20 protein-coding genes, 2 tRNA genes and 1 pseudogene are annotated in these 23,287 nt (G+C 69.2%); 16 read left to right on the top strand and 7 right to left on the bottom strand.

Features of this window, described 5'->3' with window-relative positions:
* Nucleotides 1-18 precede the first annotated feature (18 nt).
* Both AC1VNH_RS06655 and AC1VNH_RS06650 read right to left on the bottom strand, forming a co-directional pair.
* Nucleotides 19-933, bottom strand: coding sequence for a VOC family protein (locus AC1VNH_RS06655; RefSeq protein ID WP_483110471.1), 915 nt, complete (start codon nucleotides 931-933; stop codon nucleotides 19-21).
* Nucleotides 934-964: 31 nt separating this feature from the next.
* Entirely contained in the window at nucleotides 965-1,543 is a 579-nt protein-coding gene (locus AC1VNH_RS06650) for an NADPH-dependent F420 reductase (protein WP_483110469.1), read from the bottom strand.
* Between the two features lie 110 nt (nucleotides 1,544-1,653).
* On the opposite strand from AC1VNH_RS06650, the gene AC1VNH_RS06645 reads away from it, so the two are divergent.
* Nucleotides 1,654-2,241 (top strand): MarR family winged helix-turn-helix transcriptional regulator, encoded by a 588-nt coding sequence (locus AC1VNH_RS06645; RefSeq protein WP_483110467.1) that lies wholly within the window; start codon nucleotides 1,654-1,656, stop codon nucleotides 2,239-2,241.
* 96 nt (nucleotides 2,242-2,337) lie between these two features.
* On the opposite strand, the gene AC1VNH_RS06640 is transcribed toward AC1VNH_RS06645, so the two are convergent.
* The 4 genes and pseudogenes from AC1VNH_RS06640 to AC1VNH_RS06625 all read right to left on the bottom strand — a co-directional run.
* A tRNA-Pro gene (locus AC1VNH_RS06640) sits at nucleotides 2,338-2,414 on the bottom strand.
* 54 nt (nucleotides 2,415-2,468) lie between these two features.
* On the bottom strand, nucleotides 2,469-4,937 hold the full coding sequence (locus AC1VNH_RS06635; RefSeq protein ID WP_483110465.1) for a hypothetical protein: 2,469 nt from the start codon (nucleotides 4,935-4,937) through the stop codon (nucleotides 2,469-2,471).
* A 102-nt stretch (nucleotides 4,938-5,039) separates the two neighbouring features.
* Nucleotides 5,040-5,930, bottom strand: coding sequence for a metallophosphoesterase (locus AC1VNH_RS06630; RefSeq protein WP_483110463.1), 891 nt, complete (start codon nucleotides 5,928-5,930; stop codon nucleotides 5,040-5,042).
* Between the two features lie 64 nt (nucleotides 5,931-5,994).
* Nucleotides 5,995-8,304: pseudogene (locus tag AC1VNH_RS06625) on the bottom strand (transglycosylase domain-containing protein); the annotation flags it as partial.
* A 296-nt stretch (nucleotides 8,305-8,600) separates the two neighbouring features.
* Between AC1VNH_RS06625 and sp36 the strand changes: the two are divergent.
* From sp36 to AC1VNH_RS06605, 4 genes are all read left to right on the top strand, one after another.
* Complete coding sequence (gene sp36, locus AC1VNH_RS06620; protein WP_483110462.1) at nucleotides 8,601-8,825, top strand: Sp36 family protein; 225 nt, start codon at nucleotides 8,601-8,603, stop codon at nucleotides 8,823-8,825.
* Nucleotides 8,822-9,292 (top strand): RidA family protein, encoded by a 471-nt coding sequence (locus AC1VNH_RS06615; RefSeq protein WP_483110460.1) that lies wholly within the window; start codon nucleotides 8,822-8,824, stop codon nucleotides 9,290-9,292. The genes sp36 and AC1VNH_RS06615 overlap by 4 nt, the downstream gene beginning before the upstream one ends.
* 246 nt (nucleotides 9,293-9,538) lie before the next feature.
* A complete protein-coding gene (locus AC1VNH_RS06610; RefSeq protein WP_483110458.1) occupies nucleotides 9,539-10,606 on the top strand; it encodes a hypothetical protein in 1,068 nt (355 codons plus the stop codon).
* On the top strand, nucleotides 10,603-11,016 hold the full coding sequence (locus AC1VNH_RS06605; protein WP_483110456.1) for a hypothetical protein: 414 nt from the start codon (nucleotides 10,603-10,605) through the stop codon (nucleotides 11,014-11,016). Before AC1VNH_RS06610 ends, AC1VNH_RS06605 begins: the two co-directional genes overlap by 4 nt.
* 62 nt (nucleotides 11,017-11,078) lie before the next feature.
* On the opposite strand, the gene acs is transcribed toward AC1VNH_RS06605, so the two are convergent.
* Complete coding sequence (gene acs, locus AC1VNH_RS06600) at nucleotides 11,079-13,052, bottom strand: acetate--CoA ligase (RefSeq protein WP_483110454.1); 1,974 nt, start codon at nucleotides 13,050-13,052, stop codon at nucleotides 11,079-11,081.
* Between the two features lie 402 nt (nucleotides 13,053-13,454).
* Here acs and AC1VNH_RS06595 point away from each other — a divergent pair, with 402 nt between their 5' ends.
* From AC1VNH_RS06595 to AC1VNH_RS06545, 11 genes are all read left to right on the top strand, one after another.
* Nucleotides 13,455-14,495: a TadA family conjugal transfer-associated ATPase gene (locus tag AC1VNH_RS06595; protein ID WP_483110453.1), complete on the top strand. Its 1,041-nt coding sequence runs from the start codon at nucleotides 13,455-13,457 to the stop codon at nucleotides 14,493-14,495.
* Nucleotides 14,486-15,367, top strand: coding sequence for a type II secretion system F family protein (locus AC1VNH_RS06590; RefSeq protein ID WP_483110451.1), 882 nt, complete (start codon nucleotides 14,486-14,488; stop codon nucleotides 15,365-15,367). Before AC1VNH_RS06595 ends, AC1VNH_RS06590 begins: the two co-directional genes overlap by 10 nt.
* Nucleotides 15,368-15,409: 42 nt before the next feature.
* Nucleotides 15,410-15,628: a DUF4244 domain-containing protein gene (locus AC1VNH_RS06585; RefSeq protein ID WP_483110449.1), complete on the top strand. Its 219-nt coding sequence runs from the start codon at nucleotides 15,410-15,412 to the stop codon at nucleotides 15,626-15,628.
* Nucleotides 15,625-15,957: a TadE family type IV pilus minor pilin gene (locus AC1VNH_RS06580; RefSeq protein WP_483110447.1), complete on the top strand. Its 333-nt coding sequence runs from the start codon at nucleotides 15,625-15,627 to the stop codon at nucleotides 15,955-15,957. The genes AC1VNH_RS06585 and AC1VNH_RS06580 overlap by 4 nt, the downstream gene beginning before the upstream one ends.
* Nucleotides 15,957-16,292 (top strand): helicase, encoded by a 336-nt coding sequence (locus AC1VNH_RS06575; protein WP_243231497.1) that lies wholly within the window; start codon nucleotides 15,957-15,959, stop codon nucleotides 16,290-16,292. The genes AC1VNH_RS06580 and AC1VNH_RS06575 overlap by 1 nt, the downstream gene beginning before the upstream one ends.
* A gap of 63 nt (nucleotides 16,293-16,355) precedes the next feature.
* Complete coding sequence (gene topA, locus AC1VNH_RS06570) at nucleotides 16,356-19,085, top strand: type I DNA topoisomerase (RefSeq protein WP_483110445.1); 2,730 nt, start codon at nucleotides 16,356-16,358, stop codon at nucleotides 19,083-19,085.
* Nucleotides 19,082-19,753: a dTMP kinase gene (gene tmk, locus AC1VNH_RS06565; RefSeq protein WP_243231494.1), complete on the top strand. Its 672-nt coding sequence runs from the start codon at nucleotides 19,082-19,084 to the stop codon at nucleotides 19,751-19,753. The genes topA and tmk overlap by 4 nt, the downstream gene beginning before the upstream one ends.
* 9 nt (nucleotides 19,754-19,762) lie before the next feature.
* Entirely contained in the window at nucleotides 19,763-20,917 is a 1,155-nt protein-coding gene (locus tag AC1VNH_RS06560; protein ID WP_483110443.1) for a DNA polymerase III subunit delta', read from the top strand.
* A complete protein-coding gene (locus AC1VNH_RS06555) occupies nucleotides 20,914-22,458 on the top strand; it encodes an alpha/beta hydrolase (protein WP_483110441.1) in 1,545 nt (514 codons plus the stop codon). Before AC1VNH_RS06560 ends, AC1VNH_RS06555 begins: the two co-directional genes overlap by 4 nt.
* A 74-nt stretch (nucleotides 22,459-22,532) precedes the next feature.
* Nucleotides 22,533-22,605 (top strand) — tRNA-Thr (locus AC1VNH_RS06550).
* Nucleotides 22,606-22,887: 282 nt separating this feature from the next.
* Entirely contained in the window at nucleotides 22,888-23,283 is a 396-nt protein-coding gene (locus AC1VNH_RS06545) for a hypothetical protein (RefSeq protein ID WP_483110440.1), read from the top strand.
* Nucleotides 23,284-23,287 lie beyond the last annotated feature (4 nt).

The following is a 23,287-nucleotide window of genomic DNA, read 5'->3' as shown; positions in this document are numbered from 1 at the left end:
TTTCGAGAATCACGAGGGTTATCGAGACAGTAGTTCGTCTACGGTGTCGTCCGGGAGTGCGATCGTCACGGTGGTGTCCCATGGGTCGGTCAGGGATATGGAACGTCCATCTGCAACGAACGGGATCGACCTGTCCCGTAAGCGGTCACCAAGCGCCTGAAGCTCTCCAGCTGTCGGTACCGTGACTGCTACCTCTCCCAGCCCAAGGGCCGCGGCGCGAGGCCCCGCGCCGGCGCTGTTCCACACATTCATTGCCACGTGATGGTGGTATCCGCCGGCAGAGGCGAAAACGGCGCCTGGAACGCCGGATTGGGTCAAGCCGAATCCCAACGCATCCACATAGAAAGCTTGGGCGCGTCCGACGTCGCCAACCTGGAGATGGACGTGGCCGACTCGCGTTGCCGGGAGGGCGCCTGCATCTGAGCCCGCTCGACCGAGGTGGGTGCGGAGATACTCGTTTGGGTCGAGGTACTCCGTCGTCATCCAGATCTCGTCTCCGTGCCGTATCCATCGAGAGCGGTCACGGTCGGTGTACAGCTCGAGGCCGTTTCCTTCGGGATCGGTGAAGTAGAACGCCTCACTGACATGGTGGTCACTCGAGCCCGTGAAGCGGCTCAGCGGATGCTGGGCGGCACGATACACCGTCCCCGCCAGGCTGCTGGGATCCTCGAGGAGGAAGGCGGTGTGGAACAGACCCGCCTCGCCTCGATGAGGGACGGGTAGGTCTGGTGTGTGAATGAGCCGCACCAGCGGGGTGAGGTCTCGCCCGAGCACGCGATGAACTTCGCGGCCCCGAGAGCGTTCGTCGATCGGTTCCATCGACAGGGCTGTGGAGTAGTAGCCGGACATCACTTCGAGGTCGGCAACGCGAAGTGTCACCGCGCCCATCGTCGTATCAGGATGGAGGACGCGGCCGTCGGTCTCGACTGTCATGAAGGCTCTCCCGTGCTCGGGCGTGGGGAAATCAGCGGATAACCGCGAACCCGCCCGTCCAGGACACCTTCTCGCCGATGGCGAGGGTGAGCTGCAGGAAGCCGATAGCTTCGAGCTCGCGCGCACGACCGAGAGTGCCTGCGTCAATGGCCGTGGCTCCGCCGTCGGAGATGGCAGCGGACAGCATCGTCTTCGCGTCGGAATCATCACCGGCGATCAGTACGGTAGTCGGCACGCTGCCCACCTGCTTGGTGGCGAGGGTCGCCGCGAAGTTGGTGTTGAACGCCTTGACGACGGAGCTGTTGGGGAGCTTCGTCTGCAGCTCTGCGGCGGCCGAGCTGTCGGCCGGCACCAGGAGAGAGTCGAAGGTCTCAAAGTTCAGCGGGTTGCTGATGTCCACGACGATCTTGCCGGCGAACTGATTGCCAGCCTTCGCGATGATGTCGTCGATGGCGCTGTACGGCACGGCCAAGATCACCACCTCGGCATCGATGGCCGCGGACGCGAGCTTTTCGTGCGTCACGTGCGTCACGTCGTGTCCGCCAGCTGCCAGCAGACCGCCAATAGCGTTGCCCATGCTGCCGGTTCCGATGATGGTGAAGGTCGACATGACTCGTGCTCTCTTTCGATCGAGGTACTCAGGCGGATGATCGCCTGAGTTCGTTGTAGGTACAACCTTACAACATTCGCTTGTATCTACAACCTGTACGATCGAGTGCTATGGAGGCTCTGACACATGACGAACGTGTGGCCGTCGCGCGTCTGCGAGCGCTGCTGGAGCTTCTTCCCACCGCCTTGGACAGATACCTCGCTGATGCCGGACTCACATCGTTCGAGTTCTCGTTGTTGGAAGCGCTTCACGAGGCAGACAGCAATCGACTTCGGCTCACAGCGCTGGCCGCTCGAACTAATGCAACGCTCCCTCGGCTGTCGCGCGTCGTAACTGGGCTCGAAAAGAAGGGCCTGGTGAAGCGGGCTCCGTGTGAAGAGGACGGACGTGCCACCAATGCTCTGCTGACGGAAGCGGGGGAGCGCGCTTACATGAGTAGCCGCCCGAGCTTCGAGAGCGCGGTCAGGGAGATGATCCTCAGCGCCCTCGAACCTGGCGGTGTGCAACGGTTGGCCGACATCTCGTACGCCATCTTGGGCAATCTCGACCCGGATCGACGACTGGCGGTCACTGCTATCGCGGCGACCGAGTCGTGCGACGCCGACCCACTCGCCTGCCCTGCGGATCCTGCAAACGAAGCAGCCACATCCTCTCAACCAATCGTTCCGGCAAACCGAGGCAAGACCAGGATGCTCTGATCCCAACGAAGAGAACCCTCCGCGATTCTGCGGAGGGTTCTCTTGCCTTGGTTCTTCAGACGACTTCTTCGTTCAGAGCTGTGAACATCCTTCAAATGGTCGGGGTGACAGGATTTGAACCTGCGGCCTCTTCGTCCCGAACGAAGCGCGCTACCAAGCTGCGCCACACCCCGTGGCAACCGTTCGAGTCTACCCCAGCCCGACCGATTCCCCGAATCGCAGGCGCGTCATCGACGCTGCTCGCGGTGTCGTCGCCACGCGAGGATGGATGCGGCCGCGAATCCGAGTGCGAGCGCGCCCACGCCGAGTCCCGCGACCGTGCGCATCGAGGGTCCGCCGCTCAGCGCCAGCATGTCGACGAAGGTCGTCTCGCCCTCCTCCCCGCAGGCACCCGTGTGCAGCACGACGAGCTCCGCGCCCGGCGTGGGCCGGTAGGCGAGCTCGGCGATCCAGAGCTTGGTCCCGGCCTCATCCGAGACGACGTCGGGAGAGACGTACTCGCCGGATCCGGAGACCGTCACCGGAGCCGTCCGATGCTCGAGCGTCTCCGCATCGCAGCGCGGCTCGATGCCGGGCTCGTTGTGGAACACCGAGAACACCAGCTGTGCGTCCACGCCCTCGCCCAGCCCCGTGACGGTGGCCCGGTCGACGAACGGATCACCGACGCCCACGTGTTCGGTCGCGCGGGTGGTGACGGCAGGCCGCTCGACCACCGTGGTCTCCTCGGCCAACCCACACGATCCGCGAGCGAGCAGACGAGCCTCGCCACCCTCCGGCGTGTGCCAGAGCGATTCGATCCAGTAGTGAACGCCGGCACCGTGGAGGCGCACCGCGGGCGAGGCGTACTCGCCTGCGGCGGTCACGGCGACGGGAGAAGCGGCGGTGTCTGCGACACGCGTCTCGGTCGTGCACGCTTCTGCGGGAGCGACGCCCTCGGGAGCCTGGAAGACCTCGAAGCTCACCCACGTGGTGCCCGAGGTGGGGACGAGGCCCTCGACCACAGCCGTGTCGACCGCCGCGCCGCCGAGTCCCACGGTGCTGACCGCTCGCGTCGACACCGTGGGCAGGGGAGCACGCGTCGTCTCACTCTCGATGCCGCACGCGCCCTCGTGAATGAGCCGGCCCTCCATGTCGGTGGCGCGTTCACGCCACACGTACGTGCCGAAGTCGGGGACGACGGGCCCGGTGACGCGCACCGAGCCGGGCTCCGCCACGCGCACCGGATCCTCGGGTCCCTGCCAGATGAGATTCTCCGCCGTGCAGGCATCCGTCGCCGCAATGCCGTCGGGAACGCGGAACACGGATGCGGTCACGAGAACACCCGACGCGGGTAGGGGCGCCGCCACGATGACCTCGTCGGACATCCGGTCGCCGACCGCCACGAGGGCATCGGCTTTCGATGACACCTGCGGAACCATCGTGATCTGGCTCTGCACCCCGAAGTGTTCCTGCCAGGTGTAGTCCGCGGTGAGCGCCGCGGCGGTCTCGTCGCTCTGCCGGGACCGTTCGATGCGCCAGACGGCGGTGTAGAAGCCGGGACCGGGCAGCGGCTCGGCGGACTCGACTCGGTACGGGGCCGTCGGTCCGATGGCGGGATCGGTCGTCGCCTCGAGCGCGGCGACCTCCTCCGCGTCCGCGGGGGGAGTGTCCGTGAGCTGCGGCTCCGTCTCGGTCCGGTACAGCGTCGCGGTCGCCGTGACCGGAAGGTAGCCGCCGTCCCCTGTACGTCCCCACGCTCCGCGGGCGCTGGCGAACGTCACGTCGTCGACGTAGGAGCCGCCGGGGACGTACCGCGACACCACCTGTGTCGTGACGACCGGGTCGAACGTCGTGTCGCGCTCGTGCTCGTCGGCGCCCGCGAGCGGGAACTCGAGACGGCCGCCCGGACCTGCCGTGTCCTGGCCGCCCGGCGTGGTGAAGTGTCGAACGAGGGGCAGGAACCCGCCGACGAACTGTCCCTCGCCGGAAACGCGGAAGCGGGTCCCACCGGCGGGAGCGGCCGCGACGATGTCGTACGCCACACCGATTGCGGCATCATCGCGTGTGGCCGCGCCGGTGTCGGCGAACACGGCGTTCTGCAGCGTGATCCGCCCCCGCGCGCCCGGGGCGTCGGCGACCGCGGTGACGGTGCCCCGCAGGGGAGAGGCAGCATCCGTCGCGAACTGCAGCGACCCCGTGGCCGTCATCTGTCCGGCGGGCAGCGCCATCGCCTCGGCGTAGTACGCGGCTGCGAGGTTCTGCACCGCGCCGTTGTGCTCGGGCGCGACATGGCGGAACACCCAGTCGATCGCGCCCTGCAAGGTGTCACCGGGGTAGCCGAAGTGGTGCAGTGATTCGTTCCAGTTGGCGATCGCCTTGACCGCCCAGGCGACGGCAGCGGCCTGCACCGGGTCGCCGGTCTGCCCGTAGGTCGAGACGAGCATGTTGATGGCCGTGAGTCGCTGCGGATCGAGGCCCGCGGCACTCGGGCTCAGCCCGTTGTCGACGCTGTCACCGGTGGGCAGCGGACGCCCCGGGAAGATGCAGTAGGTGTGCATGCCGTTGATCGCCATCGACCCGTGCCACCCGTAGCGGGTGGAGCTCGCCCACTCTCCGAACCCGGTTCCGGGCGATGCGGCGGACGCAGGCATGATCGACACGACAGCGGCGACGACAGCAGCGGCGAGGACGAGAAGGGCGGCGAGCACGCGTTTCATGTCCCGATGCTCGGACGGTGCCGGCTCCTGGCATCGGCGGAAGCCGGTGAATGGGGACGGCGCGCGCGCCGCATCCGGATGTGGAGAACCGGATCCGCTCCGTCAGGACGCGGGGACCAGGGTCAACAGCGATGCCTCGGGGCGGCAGCCGAAGCGCACCGGCGCGAAGATCGAGTGGCCGATGCCGGCGCTGACGTTCAGGGGGACACGGCGTCCGCCGTCGGCCCAGGTGCTCAGTCCTCGTGCCTGATCGAGCGGGATATCGCAATTGGCGACGAGCGCCTTGGGGGAGAAGGGGACGCGGACCTGACCGCCGTGGGTGTGCCCGGCCAGCAACAGATCGGCGTCGAGATCGATGAAGGAATCGAGCACCCGCCGGTACGGCGCGTGTGTCACGCCCAGCACGAGGTCGGCCTCGCCCGTGGCGCGCTGTTCGGCGCGCTTCGGGATGAGGGCGGCGGTGTCGTCCCAGTGCCGATGGGCGTCGTTCACGCCGAAGGCATCGACGCGCAGACCCGCCACTTCCAGGGTCGCCGCGGTGTTGTCGAGCGCGTGCCAGCCCAGTTCGTCGGTGAGGAAGCGGTCGAGGGCGCCCGTGTCGAGCGCCTCGGCCGACCGGTGCGCCTTCGACGGCCCCGTGAAGTAGCGCAGCGGGTTACGGGGAGACGGCGCGTACAGATCGTTGGAGCCGTGCACGTACACGCCGGGCACGCCCCGCAGGCCGGCGAAGGCGTGACGGATGCCGGCGAGTCCCTCCGCATGACCGAGGTTGTCGCCCGTGTTCACGACGAGGTCGGGTGCGAGTTCGGCCAGACGTGCGATCCACTCCTGCTTGCGCTGCTGCCACGGCGCCATGTGGGCGTCCGACAGATGCAGCACGCGCAGCTCTCGGGAGCCCGCGGGCAGGATCGGCAGGGTGTGCTCGCGCAGCGTGAACAGGTACCGCTCGACGCCGATGCCCCAGATCGCAGCGCCCACGCCGACCGCCCCCACCGCTGCGACAGCGGTGAGGGCGGTGCGGCTCGGACTGCCGGTCGACGAGCTTCTTGGAGTAGTTGATCAGAATCTGCGAACCGCGGTTGACGGCGGTGCCGGCGGCAGGATTGGTGCCCGTCGCGCGACTCTCGTTGTCGGGCAGCTTGTCATCTGGGGTACAGGTTCCCAGCGCGATGGAGGTGAATCCCGCATCCTGGAGCGTCTTCTGCGCGTCCTGCACCTTGCCGCTGACGGCTGGGACGGTCGCCCCCTGACCGTTGCTGGGGCTGATCGTGACGGTCGTGCCGCCCGCGACCTGCCCGGCACCGGGGCTCTGCGCAGCGACGATGTTCGTCGGCTGGTCGGAGTCGACCGGGTCGCCCACGGTCACCTGGAAGCCGGCCGCCTCCAGCGTCGCCTGGGCCTGTTCGACGGTCTGGCCCACCACGTTGGGCAGATCCTTCAGCACGCGCTTGGTCAGGTTGGGATCCGGCGCCGGGAACCCGTCGGCCGGATAGAGCTGGTCCGCGGCGCGCTGCAGGTTCTTCGCGAGGGTGTAGCGGATGTTCTGCAGGCCGCGACCGAACATGTCGTTCTCGCCGGAGACCGTACCGACCAGTGCGGCGTTCACGACGCGGGTGCTTCCCTCGATCATCCAGGTCTGCAGCGCCTCGTGCGTACCGGTCTTACCGATCAGCTGCGTGCCGTCGTTCGGGTTCGCGGCCCCACCGGTGCCGCCGTTCATGACGCCTCGGAGCGCGTAGGCTGCCGTCGCGGCGACCTCGGGGGAGATCACCTGCTCACAGGTGCGCTCAGGAGCCTTGAGCTCATTGCCCGAGGTGTCGGTGACGCGATCGATGACGCGGGGCTGGCAGTAGACGCCGTTGTTCGCGATGGTGGCGTAGGCGCCCGCCATGGCCATGGGCGACACCTTGTCGACGCCGATGACCTCGGCGGGGTACTGCATCGTGATGTCCGACCCGTTGCCGAAGGTCACGCCCATCTTCTTGGCGGTCTTCGCGATGTCGCACATGTCCAGCTGCTCGGCCATCGCGAGGTAACCGGTGTTCAGCGACTGCGCGGTGAAGGCCATCGGCGTGTTCACGCTGCCGCCCACCTTGCCGAAGTTGTTGATCGGCGTGTTGTTGGCGATGTTGCCCGTGCACGAGTTCGTGAAGTTCTTGAACACCCGCATCCGGCCATCCAGCACCTCGTTCACGGACCGCCCCTGCTCGAGCCAGTCGACGAGGGTGAAGAGCTTGAACGTCGATCCCGCTTCGAAGCCCTCGGAGTTTCCGAACGTCGAGTCTCCCGCGTACACGAGCGAGCTGTAGCCCTCGCCGGCGTTGGCCTCTTCGGAGAAGTTCGTGTTCTGTCCGATCGCCAGCACGCGGCCGGACTGCGCCTCGATGCTCACCGTGGATGCGGCGAACTGGATGCCGGAGATCGATGCGGGCGCGTTGTCGCGCATGCTGACGTTCGCGGTGTTCTGCAGCGACGGGTCGAGCGTCGTGTAGATCTGCAGGCCGCCGCGGCGAAGCGCCATCGCGCGGTCTTCGGCGGTGGCGCCGAAGGCGGGGTCGTTCTTCACGACGGAGACGACGTACTGGCAGAAGTACGGTGCGCCGGTCGACGCGCAGCCCGAGGTGGGCTGCGTGATCTGCGGAGTGATGGGCTCCGCAACGGCGGCGTCGTGCTGCTCCTGCGTGATCTTGCCGTCGTCGAGCATACGGTCGAGTACGTACGTCTGTCGCTTCTTGGTCAGCGCGTAGCCGTCCGCCGCGCCGTTCGTCTCGCGATCGGGCTGATCGATGCGGTACGTGTTCGGATTCTGCACGATGCCCGCGAGGGTCGCCGCCTGGCTGAGGTTGAGGTTGGCGGCGGGAACACCGAAGTAGTAGCGGGCGGCGGCGTCGATGCCGTACGTGATTCCGCCGAAGTTGGCGATGTTCAGATACCCGAGCAGGATGTCGTTCTTCGAGTACTTCTGCTCGAGTCCGATGGCGTAGCGCATCTCCTGGAGCTTGCGCTCGATACCGCTCGAGCCCGAGGAGTCCGTCGCCTGCAGGAAGCACGACTGCCGCTCGTCCTCGCTCTGCGCGTTCCACTCGCAACGCTGGATGAGGATGTTCTTGACGTACTGCTGGCTGATCGTCGATCCGCCCTGCGTGTTGCCGCCGCCCTCCAGGTTGGAGAGCACGGCGCGTGTCGTGCCGATGAGATCCACCCCGCCGTGGTCGTAGTACCGCGGGTCTTCGCTCGAGAGGATCGCGTCGTACATGACGGTTGCGATCTGGTCGAACGTGACCGGCGAGCGGTTCTGGTCGTAGAAGGAGGTCTGCGGCGCGTAGTTGCCCGAGCCGTCCTTCCAGTAGATCGTCGACGGTTCCATGATGTCGTCGATCACGAGGTAGTTCGGCATGTTGTCGAACAGCTTGATGGCCTGCGAGGTTGCGGCGCCGGTGACGGCGATGGCGGGCGTGACCGTGGCGGTGATGAGAACACCGGCGACGACGCTCAGGCCGACGAGTCCGGCGAGGCCAGAGAGCACACCGGTGGCCGTGCGTTTCTTATCGGGCATAGGGTGATCGTAAGCCAGGATGCTGGGCGAACACTCGATGGCGCTGCATCCGGCTCTCGCTGTTTCCGGGGCTCAGACCCCGTCCCCATCCACGAACGGGAGACGCCGTGACCACCTGGGAGTACCTCACCACTCCGCTGTTGATCCACAACACCGCCGCCATCTTGAACAACTGGGGCAAGCAGGGCTGGGAGCTCGTCCAGGTCGTGCAGGGTCCCGAGGGCGGTCTCGTCGCCTATTTCAAGCGTCCGGTCGGCACGGATGCGGCCGCCAACACCGGCCTCGGTGCGGCGCAGGTCGCCGCGCGTCAGTTCGAAGGAGAGAACGTATGAGCACCGTGTCCGAACGACTCGCGGAGCTGGGAATCGACCTGCCGGAGGTCGTGCCGCCCGTCGCGTCCTACATCCCCGCCAAGGCCTTCGGTGACCTCGTGCACACGGCCGGCCAGCTCCCGTTCGTGGCGGGTCAGCTTCCCGCGACAGGCAAGGTCGGCGAGGGTGAGGGCCTCGTTGCGCCGGCGGATGCCGCGACCTACGCCCGCCAGTCGGCGCTGAACGCGGTGGCGGCGGCCGCGGCCGCCGTAGGAGGCGTCGACCGCCTGACCGGTGTGCTGAAGGTGACCGGCTTCGTGTCGTCGGTGCCCGAGTTCACCGGACAGCCCGGCGTCATCAACGGAGCCAGCAACGTGCTCGCCGAGATCTTCGGTGAGGCCGGCCGTCATGCCCGTTCCGCTGTGGGCGTGCCCGTTCTCCCGCTCGACAGCCCCGTCGAGGTCGAGGTCGTCTTCACGCTCGTCTGAGGCCCCACCCATGCAGGAGCCCCGCGCCCCCCAAGGTCGCGGGGCTCCTGCATGTGCCCGACCGGTGGTTCGCGCTCCGACAGCACGGTCGGCGTTCCACGGCTTCGTGACGACGCTATTGGGGGCAGCGCCGCGCATCCGGGATCGAGCGACGGATCCCAGACGATCCCGGACAGCCCTGGTCGTCTGTTGTCGCGTCGTGAGGCGGTGCGCCAGAATGAGCGTCTGGGAAAAGCGGGGGGCAGGATGAACGGCGACGACATCGGTCGTGTCGCGGGGAGCGGAGCGGTGATCTCCGTCGCGGAGGATCTCCAGCGGCTCCGCCATGAGGCGGGTGGGGTGAGCTACGCCGAGATCGCGGCGCGCGTCACGGGTCTCAGAGCGGATCGTTCCGGCCGTTCGTCGGTCGCCGTGTCGCGCTCGACGGTCTACGACGCGTTTCGGCCCGGTCGCACCCGACTCGACGCCGACCTCGTCGTCGACGTCGTGCGCAGTCTCGGCGTGACCGAGGCCGAGGCGGAGAGCTGGCGCGCGCGGTGCGTCGCGGCCAAGTCCGCCGCACCGCGGCCCTCGCAGCGCGCGGCGACAGCATCCGGCCTCGAGGCGCCGCCGGTCACGGCGGCCTCCGTGCTCCGCATCGAGGCGCCTCGGAGCGGCGGGCGTCGAATCGCCCTCGTCATCGGCGTCATGGTCGCAGCCGTGCTCCTCAACGTGGCGGGCGGCCGCGTCGTTCTCTGGCTTGATCTTCCGCTCTATCTGGACATGGCCGGCACGGCGGTGGTGGCCGTCGCTCTCGGCCCCTGGTACGCGGTCGCGACGGCCATCGTCACTCAACTGGGCGGCGCGTTGCTCAATCAGAGCACCTTGGGTCTTCCGTTCACACCCGTCGCAGTGGTGGGGGCCCTCCTCTGGGGCTATGGCGTGCACCGCTGGGGATGGGGGCGCTCGCTCTCGCGGTTTCTGCTGCTCAGCGTGGTCGTCGCCGTCGCCTGCACGGTCGTCGCCGCCCCGATCACGGATCTCGTGTACGGCGGCTTCAGCGCTCATGTCGCCGGAAACTCGTTGACCGCGCGGTTCCTGGACGCGGGGATGGTGCTCCCGATCGCGATCGGGACCGCCAATCTGATCACGTCGCTGCTGGACAAGCTGATCGCGAGCTTCGTGGCCCTCTCGCTGGCTACCACCATCCGACGCTGGATCACGCGGGATCGGACGCCGTCGCCGGATCTTCCTCCGATGGCTCTGTCCGCCGCGGTGCGCCCCTCGACGGCCCTGCACGCCGGCTTCACCGCGCGGCGCGCATCCGTCTGGTGAGCGACGCGACGCCGTACCCGGCGCCGGGGCCGGAACGCGGCTGGCGCAACGACCTCGTCGCGGCGCTCTTCTGGCTCCTCGCCGTCGTGGGCGTGCTCGTGATGACCGGCGCATGGTTCCTGCTCGCGCTCGCCTCTCTCGAGGAGGTCACGGAGCAGCCGAAAGCTCTCGCCGCGGGAACGACGATGGCGGGAACGACACTGCTGCTCGGCGTTGCGCCGCTGGTCGTCGCGCACCTCGCGGGCTTCGCGCTTCTGTGTCTGGTGGCGACCGCGGGCCGGTTCGACAGGGCGAGGGGAGTGCTCTGGGCTGGAGGGGCTGTGGTCGTCGCATCCCTCGTCGGACTCGCCGTCGTGCTGGCGCTCTCCGGCGGCGAGCTCATCGCTACGCAGCCCGGGTACGTTCCCTGAGGAGTCTCGCGCACGAGAGAGCCCCGCGTCCTCCGAGGGATGCGGGGCTCTCTCGTTCGCTCCTACTTCGTGGAGAGCTTGGCCTGGATGGTGGACATCACCATGGTGTCGGCGAGGGTGGTCGTGTCGCCGACCTCGCGTCCCTCTGCGACGTCGCGGAGCAAGCGACGCATGATCTTGCCGCTGCGGGTCTTGGGCAGCTCCGTGACGATGTAGACGTCGCGCGGCCGGGCGATAGGGCCGATCTGCTCGCCGACCCACGCCCGCAGGGTCTGGGCGAGGCCCTCGGGGGAGTGCTCGCGCAGGTAGCTCTCCTTGATGATCACGAACGACACGACGGCCTGGCCGGTGGTCTCGTCGCTGGCGCCGACGACGGCCGCCTCGGCGACCGCTTCGTTGCCCACGAGTGCCGATTCGATCTCGGCAGTGGACAGGCGGTGTCCGGAGACGTTCATGACGTCGTCCACACGGCCCAGCAGCCAGATGTCGCCGTCTTCATCGCGGCGGGCGCCGTCGCCGGCGAAGTAGTAGCCGCGGTCGGCGAACTTCTCCCAGTACGTCTCGACGAAGCGGTCCGGGTCGCCCCAGATGCCGCGCAGCATGCTGGGCCAGGGCTCGGTGACCACGAGCAGTCCGCCCGCATCGTTGCCGACTTCCTCGCCCGACTCGTCCACGACATCCACCGAGATGCCGGGGAGTGGTACCTGCGCCGACCCGGGCTTGGTCTCGGTGACGCCGGGGAGGGCCGAGATCATGATGGCGCCGGTCTCGGTCTGCCACCAGGTGTCCACGATCGGAGTGCGCTCGGCGCCGATCACGTTGCGGTACCACATCCACGCCTCGGGGTTGATGGGTTCGCCGACCGAGCCGAGCAGCCGCAGCGACGAGAGGTCGAACTCCTGCGGCACCTGGCGTCCGATCTTCATGAACGACCGGATGGCGGTGGGCGCCGTGTAGAGGATCGTGACGCCGTACTTCTCGACGATCTCCCACCAGCGGCCGGGATGCGGCGCATCCGGTGTTCCCTCGTATATCACCTGCGTGGCGCCGTTCGCGAGCGGGCCGTACGTGACGTAGCTGTGGCCGGTGATCCAGCCGATGTCGGCCGTGCACCAGTAGACGTCGCGCTCGGGGTGCAGATCGAAGACGTTGCGGTGCGTGTAGGCGGCCTGCGTGAGGTAGCCGCCGGAGGTGTGCAGGATGCCCTTGGGTTTTCCGGTGGTGCCGGAGGTGTACAGGATGAACAGCGGATTCTCGGCGTCGAAGGGCTTCGCCTCGTGCTCGGCGGATGCGGCCGCCACCGCGTCGTGCCACCAGATGTCGCGGCCCGGCTTCCAGTCCACGTCGTTGCCGCCGCGGCGCACGACGAGCACGTGCTCGACGGTCTCCTGCGCGCCCGAACCCCGGTCGGCGAGGGCCTGATCCACGGCGGGCTTCAGGGGTGAGACCTTTCCCTTGCGGTAGCCGCCGTCCGCCGTGATCACGAGCTTCGCACCGGCGTCGTCGATGCGTGCGCGCAGGCTGTCCGCGGAGAATCCGCCGAAGACGACGGAGTGGATGGCGCCGACTCGCGCCACTGCGAGCATCGCTGCCACCGCCTCGGGGATCATCGGCAGGTAGAGCGCAACGCGGTCGCCTTCGCCGATTCCCAGCTCCGTGAGCACATTGGCCGTGCGCTTGACCTCCTCGGTCAGCTCCGCGTAGGTGACGCGGCGCTCGTCGCCGGGTTCGCCCTCCCACAGCAGCGCGACGCGGTCGCCGTTGCCGGCGAGCACATGGCGGTCGAGGCAGTTGTAGGCGACGTTGAGCTCGCCGTCACCGAACCACCGGGCGAAGGGAGGGTTCGACCAGTCGAGCACCTCGGAGAACGGGGTGTGCCAGTGCAGGAGCTCGCGTGCCTGGTCCGCCCAGAAGCCTTCTCGGTCGGAGGCCGCCCGCTCGTAGAGCTCGGCGGTGGCGACTGCGCCCGTTGCGAACTCGGCGCTGGGGGCGAAACGACGGGTCTCGTTCAGCAGGTGGTCGATCTGGCTGCTCATGGCTCGCTCCTTTGCGCGCTGTTCGGGATGACGTGCGGGACGTCTCGCACATCATCACCCGCCCCGGTCGCGGGCGGATACCTCCATTAGAAGGTGGACGGCGGACACCGATATATCAATGCGATTGGTCCGGCATGCCGTTTGGCCGCCGGTGTGAGGTTGCGTATGCTCGTGTGCGCCCGCCCTCGCGGCGGGGAGCACGGCCCTCATCACCCCCAATTTGCGGGGCTGTGCTCGGCGGCATCCCAACCCCCCAATGGGATGCCGCCTTTTCTTTTGCCCGGAGTGCGTCGCGCCTCCGCCGGCCGCTCGGATCTCCCCAGCCGCTGCGCCGCCGCGGTTCGTCAACCGGGCATTGCTGCACGCCGGTTCAGCGGCGGGCGCGCGCCTAGCGTCGTCTCCATGCCGCAGCCCTTCGTCGTCGCGCCACGGGGTGCGTCTGCATCCGGCGGGGCTGAGGCGCAGGCGGTCGCCCGCGACGCCGATGCGTCGCGCCCGATACTGGGCGGGCTGTCGGTCGCGGCGTGGGATCCGGTGCGGGTGCATCTGAGTGACCCGGAGGTCACCGACATCTTCATCAACGGCGAGCGCGGCCTCTTCGTGGATCGCGGCCGCGGCGCCGAATCGGTGCCGCACTGGCAGGCGACCGAGAGCGAGGTCCGCGAGATCGCGACGGGCCTCATCGCGCAGGGCGGTCGACACATCGACGATGCGACGCCGTGCGTCGATGTGCGCCTCGACGGCGGCGTCCGGGTTCACGCCGTGCTGCCGCCCGTCAGCGCGGACGGCACGACGATCTCCATCCGCGTGCCGCGGCGTCAGCTGGGATCCTTGGCGGCCCTGCGCGAGGCGGGGATGCTCGATGCTCGGAGTGAGCGGGCGCTGCAACAGCTCGTCGTCGCCCGCGAGAACCTGTTGGTGACGGGAGCAGCCGGCAGCGGCAAGACCACTCTCCTGGCGGCGTTGCTCTCGTCCGCACCCGAGCGCGAGCGGATCGTGACCATCGAGGACGTGGCGGAGCTCCGCATCCGTCATCCGCATCACGTCCGTCTCGAGGCGCGCCAGGCCAACCTCGAGGGTGCGGGTGGCATCGATCTCACCCGCCTGGTGCGCGAGGCGCTGCGGATGCGGCCGGACCGACTCGTGGTCGGCGAGTGCCGCGGCGCCGAGGTGCGCGAGTTGCTGACGGCGTTGAACACCGGGCACGACGGCGGAGCGGGCACTCTGCACGCCAACGGCATCGATGACGTGCCGGCGCGGCTGGAGGCGCTGGGCGCGCTCGCGGGGCTCGACGACACCGCGCTCGCGCGCCAGGTGGTCAGCGCGATCGGTGTGGTCGTCCACGTCGCCCGCGACGCAGACGGCGCGCGGGGCGTCGCAGGCATGGCGCGTCCGGTCCTGGTCGACGGGCGGCTGGGGATGGAGGAGGTCCCATGGGGCTGATCGCACGTCGTCGACCCGCTCCCGACGGTGTGGGGGACGCGGCCCAGCGCCTGTCGGTGCTGCTGCGCACGGGTATCTCGCCGGCGTCCGCCTGGGGGTTCCTGGCTTCCGCGGGGGATGCGGACGCGGTCGCGATCCACGCGGCGCACACGCAGGGGCAGCCGCTCCCGGGTGCGATCGCCGCCCGCGGTGACCGGTGGCGGCCACTGGCCGCGACCTGGCGGGTGGCCACCGCCGTCGGCGCTCCGCTCGCCGAGAGCCTCCGGGCGGTCGCCGCCGCCGTCCGCGACGCGCAGGAGTGCCGCGACGAGGTGCGCGTCGCCCTCGCCGAGCCGGCGGCCACCGCCCGGCTCATGGCCTGGTTGCCGCTCGTCTCCATCGGTCTGGGCGTGGCGCTGGGGTTCGACACGATCGGCGTCCTCACCGGCAGTCCCATCGGAATCGGATGCCTCATCGCGGGCATCTCCTTGATGATCGTGGCGCGCGTCTGGACCGGTGCGCTCACCCGCCGCGCGACACCCGCTCCCGCGATGCCGGGGCTGCACGCCGAGCTCGTCGCGATCGCGCTCTCCGGCGGAGTGTCGATCGAGCGCGCCCGGGCGCTGGCCGATCCGGAGGTCGACGCACCGGACCCGGGGCTCGACGCGCTGCTGCAGCTCTCGCGCTCCGCCGGGGTCCCCGCCGTCGAGCTCCTGCGTGCGGGCGCGTCCCTCGCCCGCCACCGCGCTCGCACGGACGGCCGGATGCGGGCGGCCGGGCTCGGCGCCGCCCTCCTGCTGCCGCTGGGGGTCTGCATCCTGCCCGCCTTCCTGCTGCTGGGGGTCGCGCCGATGCTCATGAGCGTGCTCGGCGCATCCGCACTCCCGCTGTGACCGCGTGCCCACCCGCCGGTGCCCATAAGAGAGGAGCAACACATGACCCCCACCACCGACGCCCGACGGCGCCTGCCGACGCTCACCCGCCGCCGTGCGGCCGAGCTGTTCGGCGACGACTCGGGAGCGGCGACGGCCGAGTACGCGATCGCGACGATGGCCGCCGTCGCCTTCGCGGGACTTCTCGTCATCATCATGAGATCCGATGAGGTGCGGGGGATCCTGGAGGATCTCGTGCGCCGCGCTCTCACGGTCGAATGAGATCCCGGCTCGGCGATCGCGGCTCGGCCGCGGCGGAGTTCGCGGTCGCCGTGCCGGCGGTGCTGCTCGTGCTGGCCCTCGGTGTCGGCGGGCTCGCCACCGCAGCCGCTCAGGTGCGCCTGCAGGATGCTGCGGCGGATGCGGCGCGGCTCGCGGCGCGGGGTGAGGACGCCGCGCGGGCGCTCGGGGTCCTCGCCCACGCCGCGCCGGGCGCGAGCGGCACGATCGGGGAGGAGGGCGACCTCGTGTGCGTGACCGCATCGGTTCCTGCGCCGCTGCCCGCGATCTCGCTCAGCGCCCGCTCGTGCGCCCTGTCGGGCGGACGCTGATGCCCGGCACGGCGGCGACGGTGGGCACGATCGGCGCGCTCGCAGCTCTCGTCGCGGGCCTCAGCGTCGTCGGCGCGGCGAGCGTGCATGCGCAACGACTGTCGGCGGCGACGGATGCGGCGGCGCTCGCCGCGGCGGACGCCGCATCCGGTGCCGTGACGGGCGTTCCGTGCGAGCGCGCCGCCCAGCTGGCAGCCACCGCATCCGCGGAGGTCGTATCCTGCGAGGTGGAGGGTCTCATCGCGACCGTGCGCCTCAGCAGCGCCTTCGGTCCGTTCCCCGCCCAGGCCGCAGCCCGCGCGGGTCCCGCGCCCGAGCCGCGCGACGACGGGTGAACCGGCCCTCCAGCCGACCACCGTCCCGAGGTGTGTATGGTGACAGCGACGAAAGGACCACCGTTGGCAAAGGGTTCTCAGACCACGACGAAGAGCGGCAAGACGCTCGTGATCGTCGAGTCGCCGACCAAGATGACCTCGATCCAGGGCTACCTGGGTGATGACTACGAGGTGCTCAGCTCCGTGGGGCACATCCGCGACCTCGCGAGCAAGAAGGACATTCCGGCCGAGAAGAAGGCCGCGTACGGCAAGTACTCGATCGACGTCGACAACGGCTTCGACCCCTTCTACGTGGTCAACGACCGCAAGACCAAGACCGTCGCCGAACTCAAGCGGGCGGTGAAGGATGCGAGCCAGGTCCTGCTCGCCACCGATGAAGACCGCGAAGGCGAGGCCATCGCGTGGCACTTGCTCGAGGTGCTCAAGCCCAAGGTCCCCGTCAAGCGCATGGTGTTCCACGAGATCACCAAGGACGCCATCCGCGCGGCCGCTGAGAACACGCGCGAGCTCGATCTGGCCCTCGTGGACGCCCAGGAGACGCGTCGCGTGCTCGACCGGCTCTACGGCTGGGACGTCTCGCCCGTGCTGTGGCGCAAGGTCGGCAGCGGTCGTGAGGGCGCTGCCCTGAGCGCCGGTCGCGTGCAGTCGGCGGCCACGCGTCTCGTCGTCGACCGCGAGCGCGAGCGCATGTCGTTCGTCTCGGCGAGCTACTGGGACATCGAGACGCTCGCCGTCAAGGGCGACCAGTCCTTCACCGCGCGCCTTGCCCGCATCGACGGCGCACCGCTCGCGCGCGGCACCGACTTCGACGACAAAGGCCAGCTGAAGAAGGCGGTCGTCGTCCTCACCGAGGACGACGTGCGCGCACTGGCTGCGGCCATCGAGGGCGTCGGCACGGCGCACGTCTCCGCACTCGAATCGAAGCCGGGGACCCGCAGTCCCCGCGCGCCCTTCACGACCTCGACCCTGCAGCAGGAGGCCGGCCGCAAGCTCTCGATGAGCGCGAAGCACACGATGAGTGTCGCTCAGCGCCTCTACGAGAAGGGGTACATCACCTATATGCGCACCGACTCGACCTCGCTCTCGAAGCAGGCGGTCGAAGCGGCGCGCGAGCAGGCCGTGAGCCTGTACGGCGATCGCGCCGTGCCCGCCAACCCGCGCGTCTACGCGAGCAAGAGCAAGAACGCGCAGGAGGCGCACGAGGCCATCCGCCCCTCCGGCGAACACTTCCGCACCCCCGCATCCGTCGCCTCCCACCTCGACCGCGACGAGCAGCGCGTGTACGACCTGATCTGGAAGCGCACCGTCGCGAGCCAGATGGCCGACGCCAAGTACGAGACCACCACGGTGACCCTGTCGCTGACGGCGGATCAGAAGGCGCTCGAGTTCACCGCATCCGGCACCGTCTACACCTTCAAGGGCTTCCTGGAGGCCTACGAGGAGGGCCGCGACGAGAAGCGCGCCGACGCCGACAAGGCCGACGACCAGTCGCTGCCGGCGATGAGCGTCGGCGACGAGCTGGCCACGCGCGAGGTGGAGCCCAAGGGCCACGCGACCTCGCCGAAGCCGCGCTACACCGAGGCGAGCCTCGTGAAGGCGCTGGAGGAGAAGGGCATCGGCCGTCCCTCCACCTTCGCCAGCATCATCGACGTGATCCTCGACCGCGGATACGTCTCCAAGCGCGGTCAGGCGCTCGTGCCGAGCTGGCTGGCCTTCAGCGTCGTGCGCCTGCTCGAGCAGCACTTCTCCGACCTCGTCGACTACGACTTCACGGCGGCCCTCGAGGACGACCTCGACGCGATCGCCCGCGGCGAGCAGCGGCGCGAACAGTGGCTGCGGGAGTTCTACTTCGGTTCCGAGAATCACGTCGGACTCCGCCACATCGTCGACAACCTCGGTGACATCGATGCACGTGAGCTCAATGCGACCCGGATCACCGACACCGCGACGCTCCGCTTCGGCAAGTACGGTCCCTACCTCGAGGTGGTCGACCCGGCAGACCCCGAGGCCAAGCCCCGGATCATCAACATCCCCGAGGATCTGGCGCCCGACGAGCTGACCGCCCAGAAGGCGCAGGAACTCGTCGACGCCCCGATCGCCGGCGACCGTGTGCTGGGCGAGAATCCCGACAACGGCAAGCTCATCGTGGTCAAGGACGGTCGCTTCGGTCCCTACGTGCAGGAGGTCGACCCCGTCGACCCGGATGCGGTGGACGAGGCGACGGGCGAGGTCGCCGAAGCGCCCAAGAAGCGCGGCGCCAAGAAGGAGCCCGCGCCCAAGCCCCGCACCGCCTCGCTCTTCAAGAGCATGTCGGTCGACACCGTCGATCTCGACACGGCTCTCAAACTGCTCGAGCTGCCCCGTGTCGTGGGCGTCGACCCGGCGACCGAGGAGGAGATCACCGCCCAGAACGGCCGCTACGGTCCGTACCTGAAGAAGGGCACCGATTCCCGTTCGCTCGACTCCGAACAGCAGATCTTCGACATCACGCTCGAGGAGGCGCTCGAGCGCTACGCGCAGCCCAAGTACGGTGCCCGTCGCGCATCCAGCGCCCTCAAGGAGTTCGACGCGGACCCGGTCAGCGGCAAGCCGATCAAGATCAAGGACGGTCGCTTCGGCGCCTACGTCACTGACGGCGAGACCAACGCGACCATCCCGCGCGGCGAGACGGTCGACGACGTCGACTTCGAGCGGGCCAAGCAGCTGCTCGCCGACAAGCGCGCCAAGGGCCCCGCACCCAAGCGCACGTCGGCGCGCAAGACGACCACCCGCAAGACGCCCGCGAAGAAGTGACCGTCACGACGCCGTCGGGTCTGTGGATCACCTTCGAGGGTGGCGACGGCTCGGGAAAGACCACGCAGGCGAGCCTGCTCGAGCAGTGGCTGCGTGAGTCCGGCCGCACGGTCGTGCGCACGCGCGAGCCCGGCGGCACCGAGGTCGGTGTCCTGGTGCGTGACATCGTGCTGCATCACCGAGGCGACGTGGCGGCGCGGGCCGAGGCGCTGCTCTACGCGGCGGATCGCGCGCAGCACGTCGAGACGCTCGTGCGGCCCGCGCTGGCCCGGGGCGAGATCGTCGTGCAGGACCGCTACCTCGACTCGTCGGTCGCCTACCAGGGCGCCGGGCGCGTGCTGGATGCGGGGGAGATTCGTCAGCTGTCGCTGTGGGCCACCGGAGGCGCTCTCCCGGACGTGACCGTGCTGTTGGATCTCGACCCCGCATCCGCGCGCTCCCGCCTCGATGCGGCCGACAAGCCGTTCGATCGCTTGGAGGCGGAGAAGGACGAGTTCCACGCGCGGGTGCGCGCCGCCTTCCTCGATCTGGCCGCGGGCGAGCCGCAGCGTTTCCTCGTGATCGATGCGACCGCGGGCGTCGATGAGATCGCCGCCGTCATCCGCGAGCGCGTCGCAAGCCTGCTGCCTCCTGTGGACGCTGACGGGAGCGTCGACGGCCGCGGATAGGCTGGGCGCATGCACACCGCCGCGTCCTCTCTCCCCTGGGAAGACGTGTGGGGGCAGGACGACGCGGTGCAGCTGCTGCAGGCGGCCGCATCCGATCCCGCGCAGCTCACGCACGCGTGGTTGATCACGGGCCCTCCCGGCTCCGGCCGTTCGACGCTGGCCTACGGGTTCGCGGCGGCGCTCATCGCCGAGCCGGGCGACGACGCGGCCGTGCGCCAGGTTCTCGCTCGCAGCCATCCCGACCTCACGGCGCTTCGCACGGAGCAGGTCGTCATCCGCATCGAGGAGGCGCGTCAGCTCGTCGAGCGCGCGTATTACTCGCCCTCGCTGGGCCGGTATCGCGTGATCGTCGTCGAAGACGCCGACCGCATGGCCGAGCGCACCTCCAACGTGCTGCTCAAGGCGCTCGAGGAGCCGCCCGAGCGCACGATCTGGGTGCTGTGCGCGCCGAGCGACGCCGATCTGCTGCCCACCATCCGTTCGCGCGTGCGCACGGTGCGGCTGCGCGAGCCGGACGTGTCGGACGTCGCCCGTCTGATCGCCCAGCGCACCGGCGTCGACGAGGCGGTCGCCGAGCAGGCCGCCCGGCACGCGCAGCGCCACATCGGCATGGCTCAGCGTCTGGCGACGGACGCCGACGCCCGCCGTCGACGCGACGAGACGCTGCGCAGCGCCCTGGCCGTGCGGGGGGTCGGCGACGCGGTCGATGCGGCCGCCCGCATCGTGCAGGTCGCCACCGATGACGCGAAGGCCCTCACGGTCGAGCGCGACGAGGCGGAACGGGCGTCGCTGCTGCGCACCGTCGGGCTCGCCGAGGGTGCCGCAGTGCCGCCCGCCGTGCGATCTCAGCTCAACGCCCTGGCCGACGAGCAGAAGCGCCGCGCGACGCGCAGCCTCCGCGACGGCATCGACCGCGTCCTCACCGATCTGCAGTCGCTGTTCCGCGACGTCGTGATGGTGCAGTTCGGCCGCACCGATGGCCTCATCAACACCGAGATGTCCGACGACCTGCACGCCCTCGCGGCGGCGTGGGAGCCGGACCGCACTCTCCTCGTCCTCGACGAGATCGCCCTGACCCGCCGGAACCTCGAGCGCAACGCGGCCCCCGCGCTGGCACTCGAGAGTCTGCTGGTCGCCGTCGCCACCGGAAGGAGCTCGTCGTGAGCGCCGCCCCCCGCATCCGTCGCCTGATCGCCGTGACAGGTGTCGTCGTCACCCTCGCCGCCCTCGCCGGGTGCGCATTCAAGGTCGACGTCGCTCCCTCGCCGACTCGCAGCGCAGAGCCCGACACGACCGGCATCTCCGAGGAACTGCTGCCGTTCTACGGGCAGGAGCTCTCGTGGAACTCCTGCGGCACCGGACTCGACTGCACCACGGTCACGGCGCCGCTGGACTGGAACGACCCGTCGGCCGGCGAGATCGACCTCGCTGTCGTGCGTCACCTCGCCACCGACGGAGAGCCCCTCGGCTCGCTGCTGACGAACCCCGGCGGCCCCGGCGCCAGCGGTGTCGCCCTCATCCGCGACTCGCTCTCGTTCGCCGTGGGCGACGCCCTCCAAAGCGACTACGACGTCATCGGCTTCGACCCGCGCGGTGTCGGCGAGTCGAGTGCGGTGCGCTGCTTCGACGCCCCCGACATGGACCGCTATCTGTTCGACATCCCCACCGGCACCCGCGGGTCCGCGGAGTGGAACAGTCAGCTCGAGGCCCGCAACGCGACCTTCGCCCAGGCGTGCGAGGCGAACAGCGACGGCATCCTGCAGTTCATCACCACGGAGCAGTCCGCACGTGACATGGATCTGCTGCGCGGCGTGCTGGGCGACGAGAAGCTCAACTACCTCGGCTACTCGTACGGCACGTTCCTCGGCGCGACGTATGCGCAGCTGTTCCCGGAGCGTGTGGGCCGCCTCGTCCTCGACGGCGCGATCGATCCTCAGACCTCCCAGCTGGATGTGTCGACGACGCAGGGCATCGGGTTCGAGTCGGCGCTGCGCGCGTATATGGCGTCGTGCCTCCAGGGTTCGGACTGTCCCTTCACCGGGACGGTCGACGACGGCATGGCGGATCTGAGCACGTTGCTCGCGAGCGCCGATCGCAATCCGCTTTCCAACGCGGACGGCCGCCGCATGGGCGCCGACTCGATGATGACCGCGATCATCGCTGCGCTGTACTCGCAGGACAGCTGGTCGTACCTGACGACGGCGCTCTCCGACGCGCTGCAGGGCGACCCGTCGGTTGCGTTCCAGCTCGCCGACTTCTACTACAACCGCAGCGGTGGCGCCTACAGTGACAACTCCACCGAAGCCTTCATCGCCTACAACTGCATGGACTACCCGGACGACGCCACACCGGAGCAGGAGGCCGCGTCGAAGGCCCTGCTCGCGGAGCGTGCGCCGACCGTGGCCCCGTACTGGTCGAGCGACGTCGACTCGTGCGCCGCGTGGCCGTTCCCGCCGAGCGGTGAGCGCAAGGCGCTGACCGCTCAGGGGGCCGCTCCCATCGTGGTCATCGGGACGACGAACGACCCCGCCACCCCCTACGACTGGTCGGTCGCGCTGGCCGATCAGCTCGCCTCCGGCGTGCTGATCACCCGGGTCGGCGAGGGGCACACCGGCTACAACAAGGGCAACACCTGCGTCGACGACGCGGTGGAGGCGTACTTCGTCGACGGCACGGTGCCGCAGGACGGCCTGCGCTGCGAGTGAGCGGCTCCCGAGCGTTCGCGGCGGCCCGTTCGAGCATGTAAGATCGTTGCTTGTGCATCGCGGAAGCGACGCGCGCCGCCTTAGCTCAGACGGCAGAGCGATTCACTCGTAATGAATAGGTCAAGGGTTCGATTCCCTTAGGCGGCTCAGCACGAGAAGAGGGGTCCCGGAAGGGGCCCCTCTTTTGTTTTCTCCGCCCGTCCTGCATCCGCCGGCCCACCCGCATCCGCTCCGGGACCGCATCCGCCCCGCGAGACTGCACTTACGGCACGAGATCACTGTGTTTACCCGTGATCTCGTGCGAAGATGGGCCCACGCGCCCCGAGGCTCCGCGTCCGCGCAGCGGGCGTGGAGGGGGCGTGGGGACAGTTTCGCGGGATTGGAGCGGGCGGGGATGGGGAGCGTGGCGGGAGGGGGTGGGATGATCGGATGGTGGGTCACACCGTCGATGTGCTGCTGGAGACGTTCACCTGGGTCGGCTTCCTCGGTGCGATGGCCATCGGAGTCGTCTGGCTGATCCTGCTGCTGGTCGACGGCACGTGGACAGCCGCGCACGCGGTCATCGAGCCCGGCGAGAGCGGACGCGTCGCGCACTGGTTCACGGCTGAGGGCGGGGTCGGGCGTGCCGCTCTCAGCGACGCAGATGAAGCGCACGTCGCGGGCGCAGACGAGGCGGACATCTACTACCGCCCCGGCTCGGACGATCGGATGCGGTTCGTCGCGCGGTCTCCGCTCGTACGGCTCACCGGATGGTTCACCGTGGGCTTCCTCGCCGTCGGCACCCTCGCGCTCGCCCTGTCGCTGGTGAGCATGTTCCTGGAGTGAGCGG

The organism is Microbacterium sp. KU4F (assembly GCF_056868075.1).
The sequence above is the reverse complement of the archived record's forward strand: the minus strand, read 5'-3'. Positions and strand labels throughout refer to the sequence as shown.

Bases quoted from the DNA above. Each gene is read 5' to 3' on its own strand.
- AC1VNH_RS06645 (WP_483110467.1), top strand. From the start codon at position 1,654: ATGGAGGCTCTGACACATGACGAACGTGTGGCCGTCGCGCGTCTGCGA.
- AC1VNH_RS06650 (WP_483110469.1), bottom strand. From the start codon at position 1,543: ATGTCGACCTTCACCATCATCGGAACCGGCAGCATGGGCAACGCTATT.
- AC1VNH_RS06560 (WP_483110443.1), top strand. From the start codon at position 19,763: ATGCACACCGCCGCGTCCTCTCTCCCCTGGGAAGACGTGTGGGGGCAG.
- AC1VNH_RS06545 (WP_483110440.1), top strand. From the start codon at position 22,888: ATGGTGGGTCACACCGTCGATGTGCTGCTGGAGACGTTCACCTGGGTC.
- AC1VNH_RS06655 (WP_483110471.1), bottom strand. From the start codon at position 933: ATGACAGTCGAGACCGACGGCCGCGTCCTCCATCCTGATACGACGATG.
- AC1VNH_RS06610 (WP_483110458.1), top strand. From the start codon at position 9,539: ATGAACGGCGACGACATCGGTCGTGTCGCGGGGAGCGGAGCGGTGATC.
- acs (WP_483110454.1), bottom strand. From the start codon at position 13,052: ATGAGCAGCCAGATCGACCACCTGCTGAACGAGACCCGTCGTTTCGCC.
- AC1VNH_RS06580 (WP_483110447.1), top strand. From the start codon at position 15,625: ATGAGATCCCGGCTCGGCGATCGCGGCTCGGCCGCGGCGGAGTTCGCG.
- AC1VNH_RS06575 (WP_243231497.1), top strand. From the start codon at position 15,957: ATGCCCGGCACGGCGGCGACGGTGGGCACGATCGGCGCGCTCGCAGCT.
- AC1VNH_RS06595 (WP_483110453.1), top strand. From the start codon at position 13,455: ATGCCGCAGCCCTTCGTCGTCGCGCCACGGGGTGCGTCTGCATCCGGC.
- AC1VNH_RS06615 (WP_483110460.1), top strand. From the start codon at position 8,822: ATGAGCACCGTGTCCGAACGACTCGCGGAGCTGGGAATCGACCTGCCG.
- AC1VNH_RS06590 (WP_483110451.1), top strand. From the start codon at position 14,486: ATGGGGCTGATCGCACGTCGTCGACCCGCTCCCGACGGTGTGGGGGAC.
- AC1VNH_RS06585 (WP_483110449.1), top strand. From the start codon at position 15,410: ATGACCCCCACCACCGACGCCCGACGGCGCCTGCCGACGCTCACCCGC.
- AC1VNH_RS06635 (WP_483110465.1), bottom strand. From the start codon at position 4,937: ATGAAACGCGTGCTCGCCGCCCTTCTCGTCCTCGCCGCTGCTGTCGTC.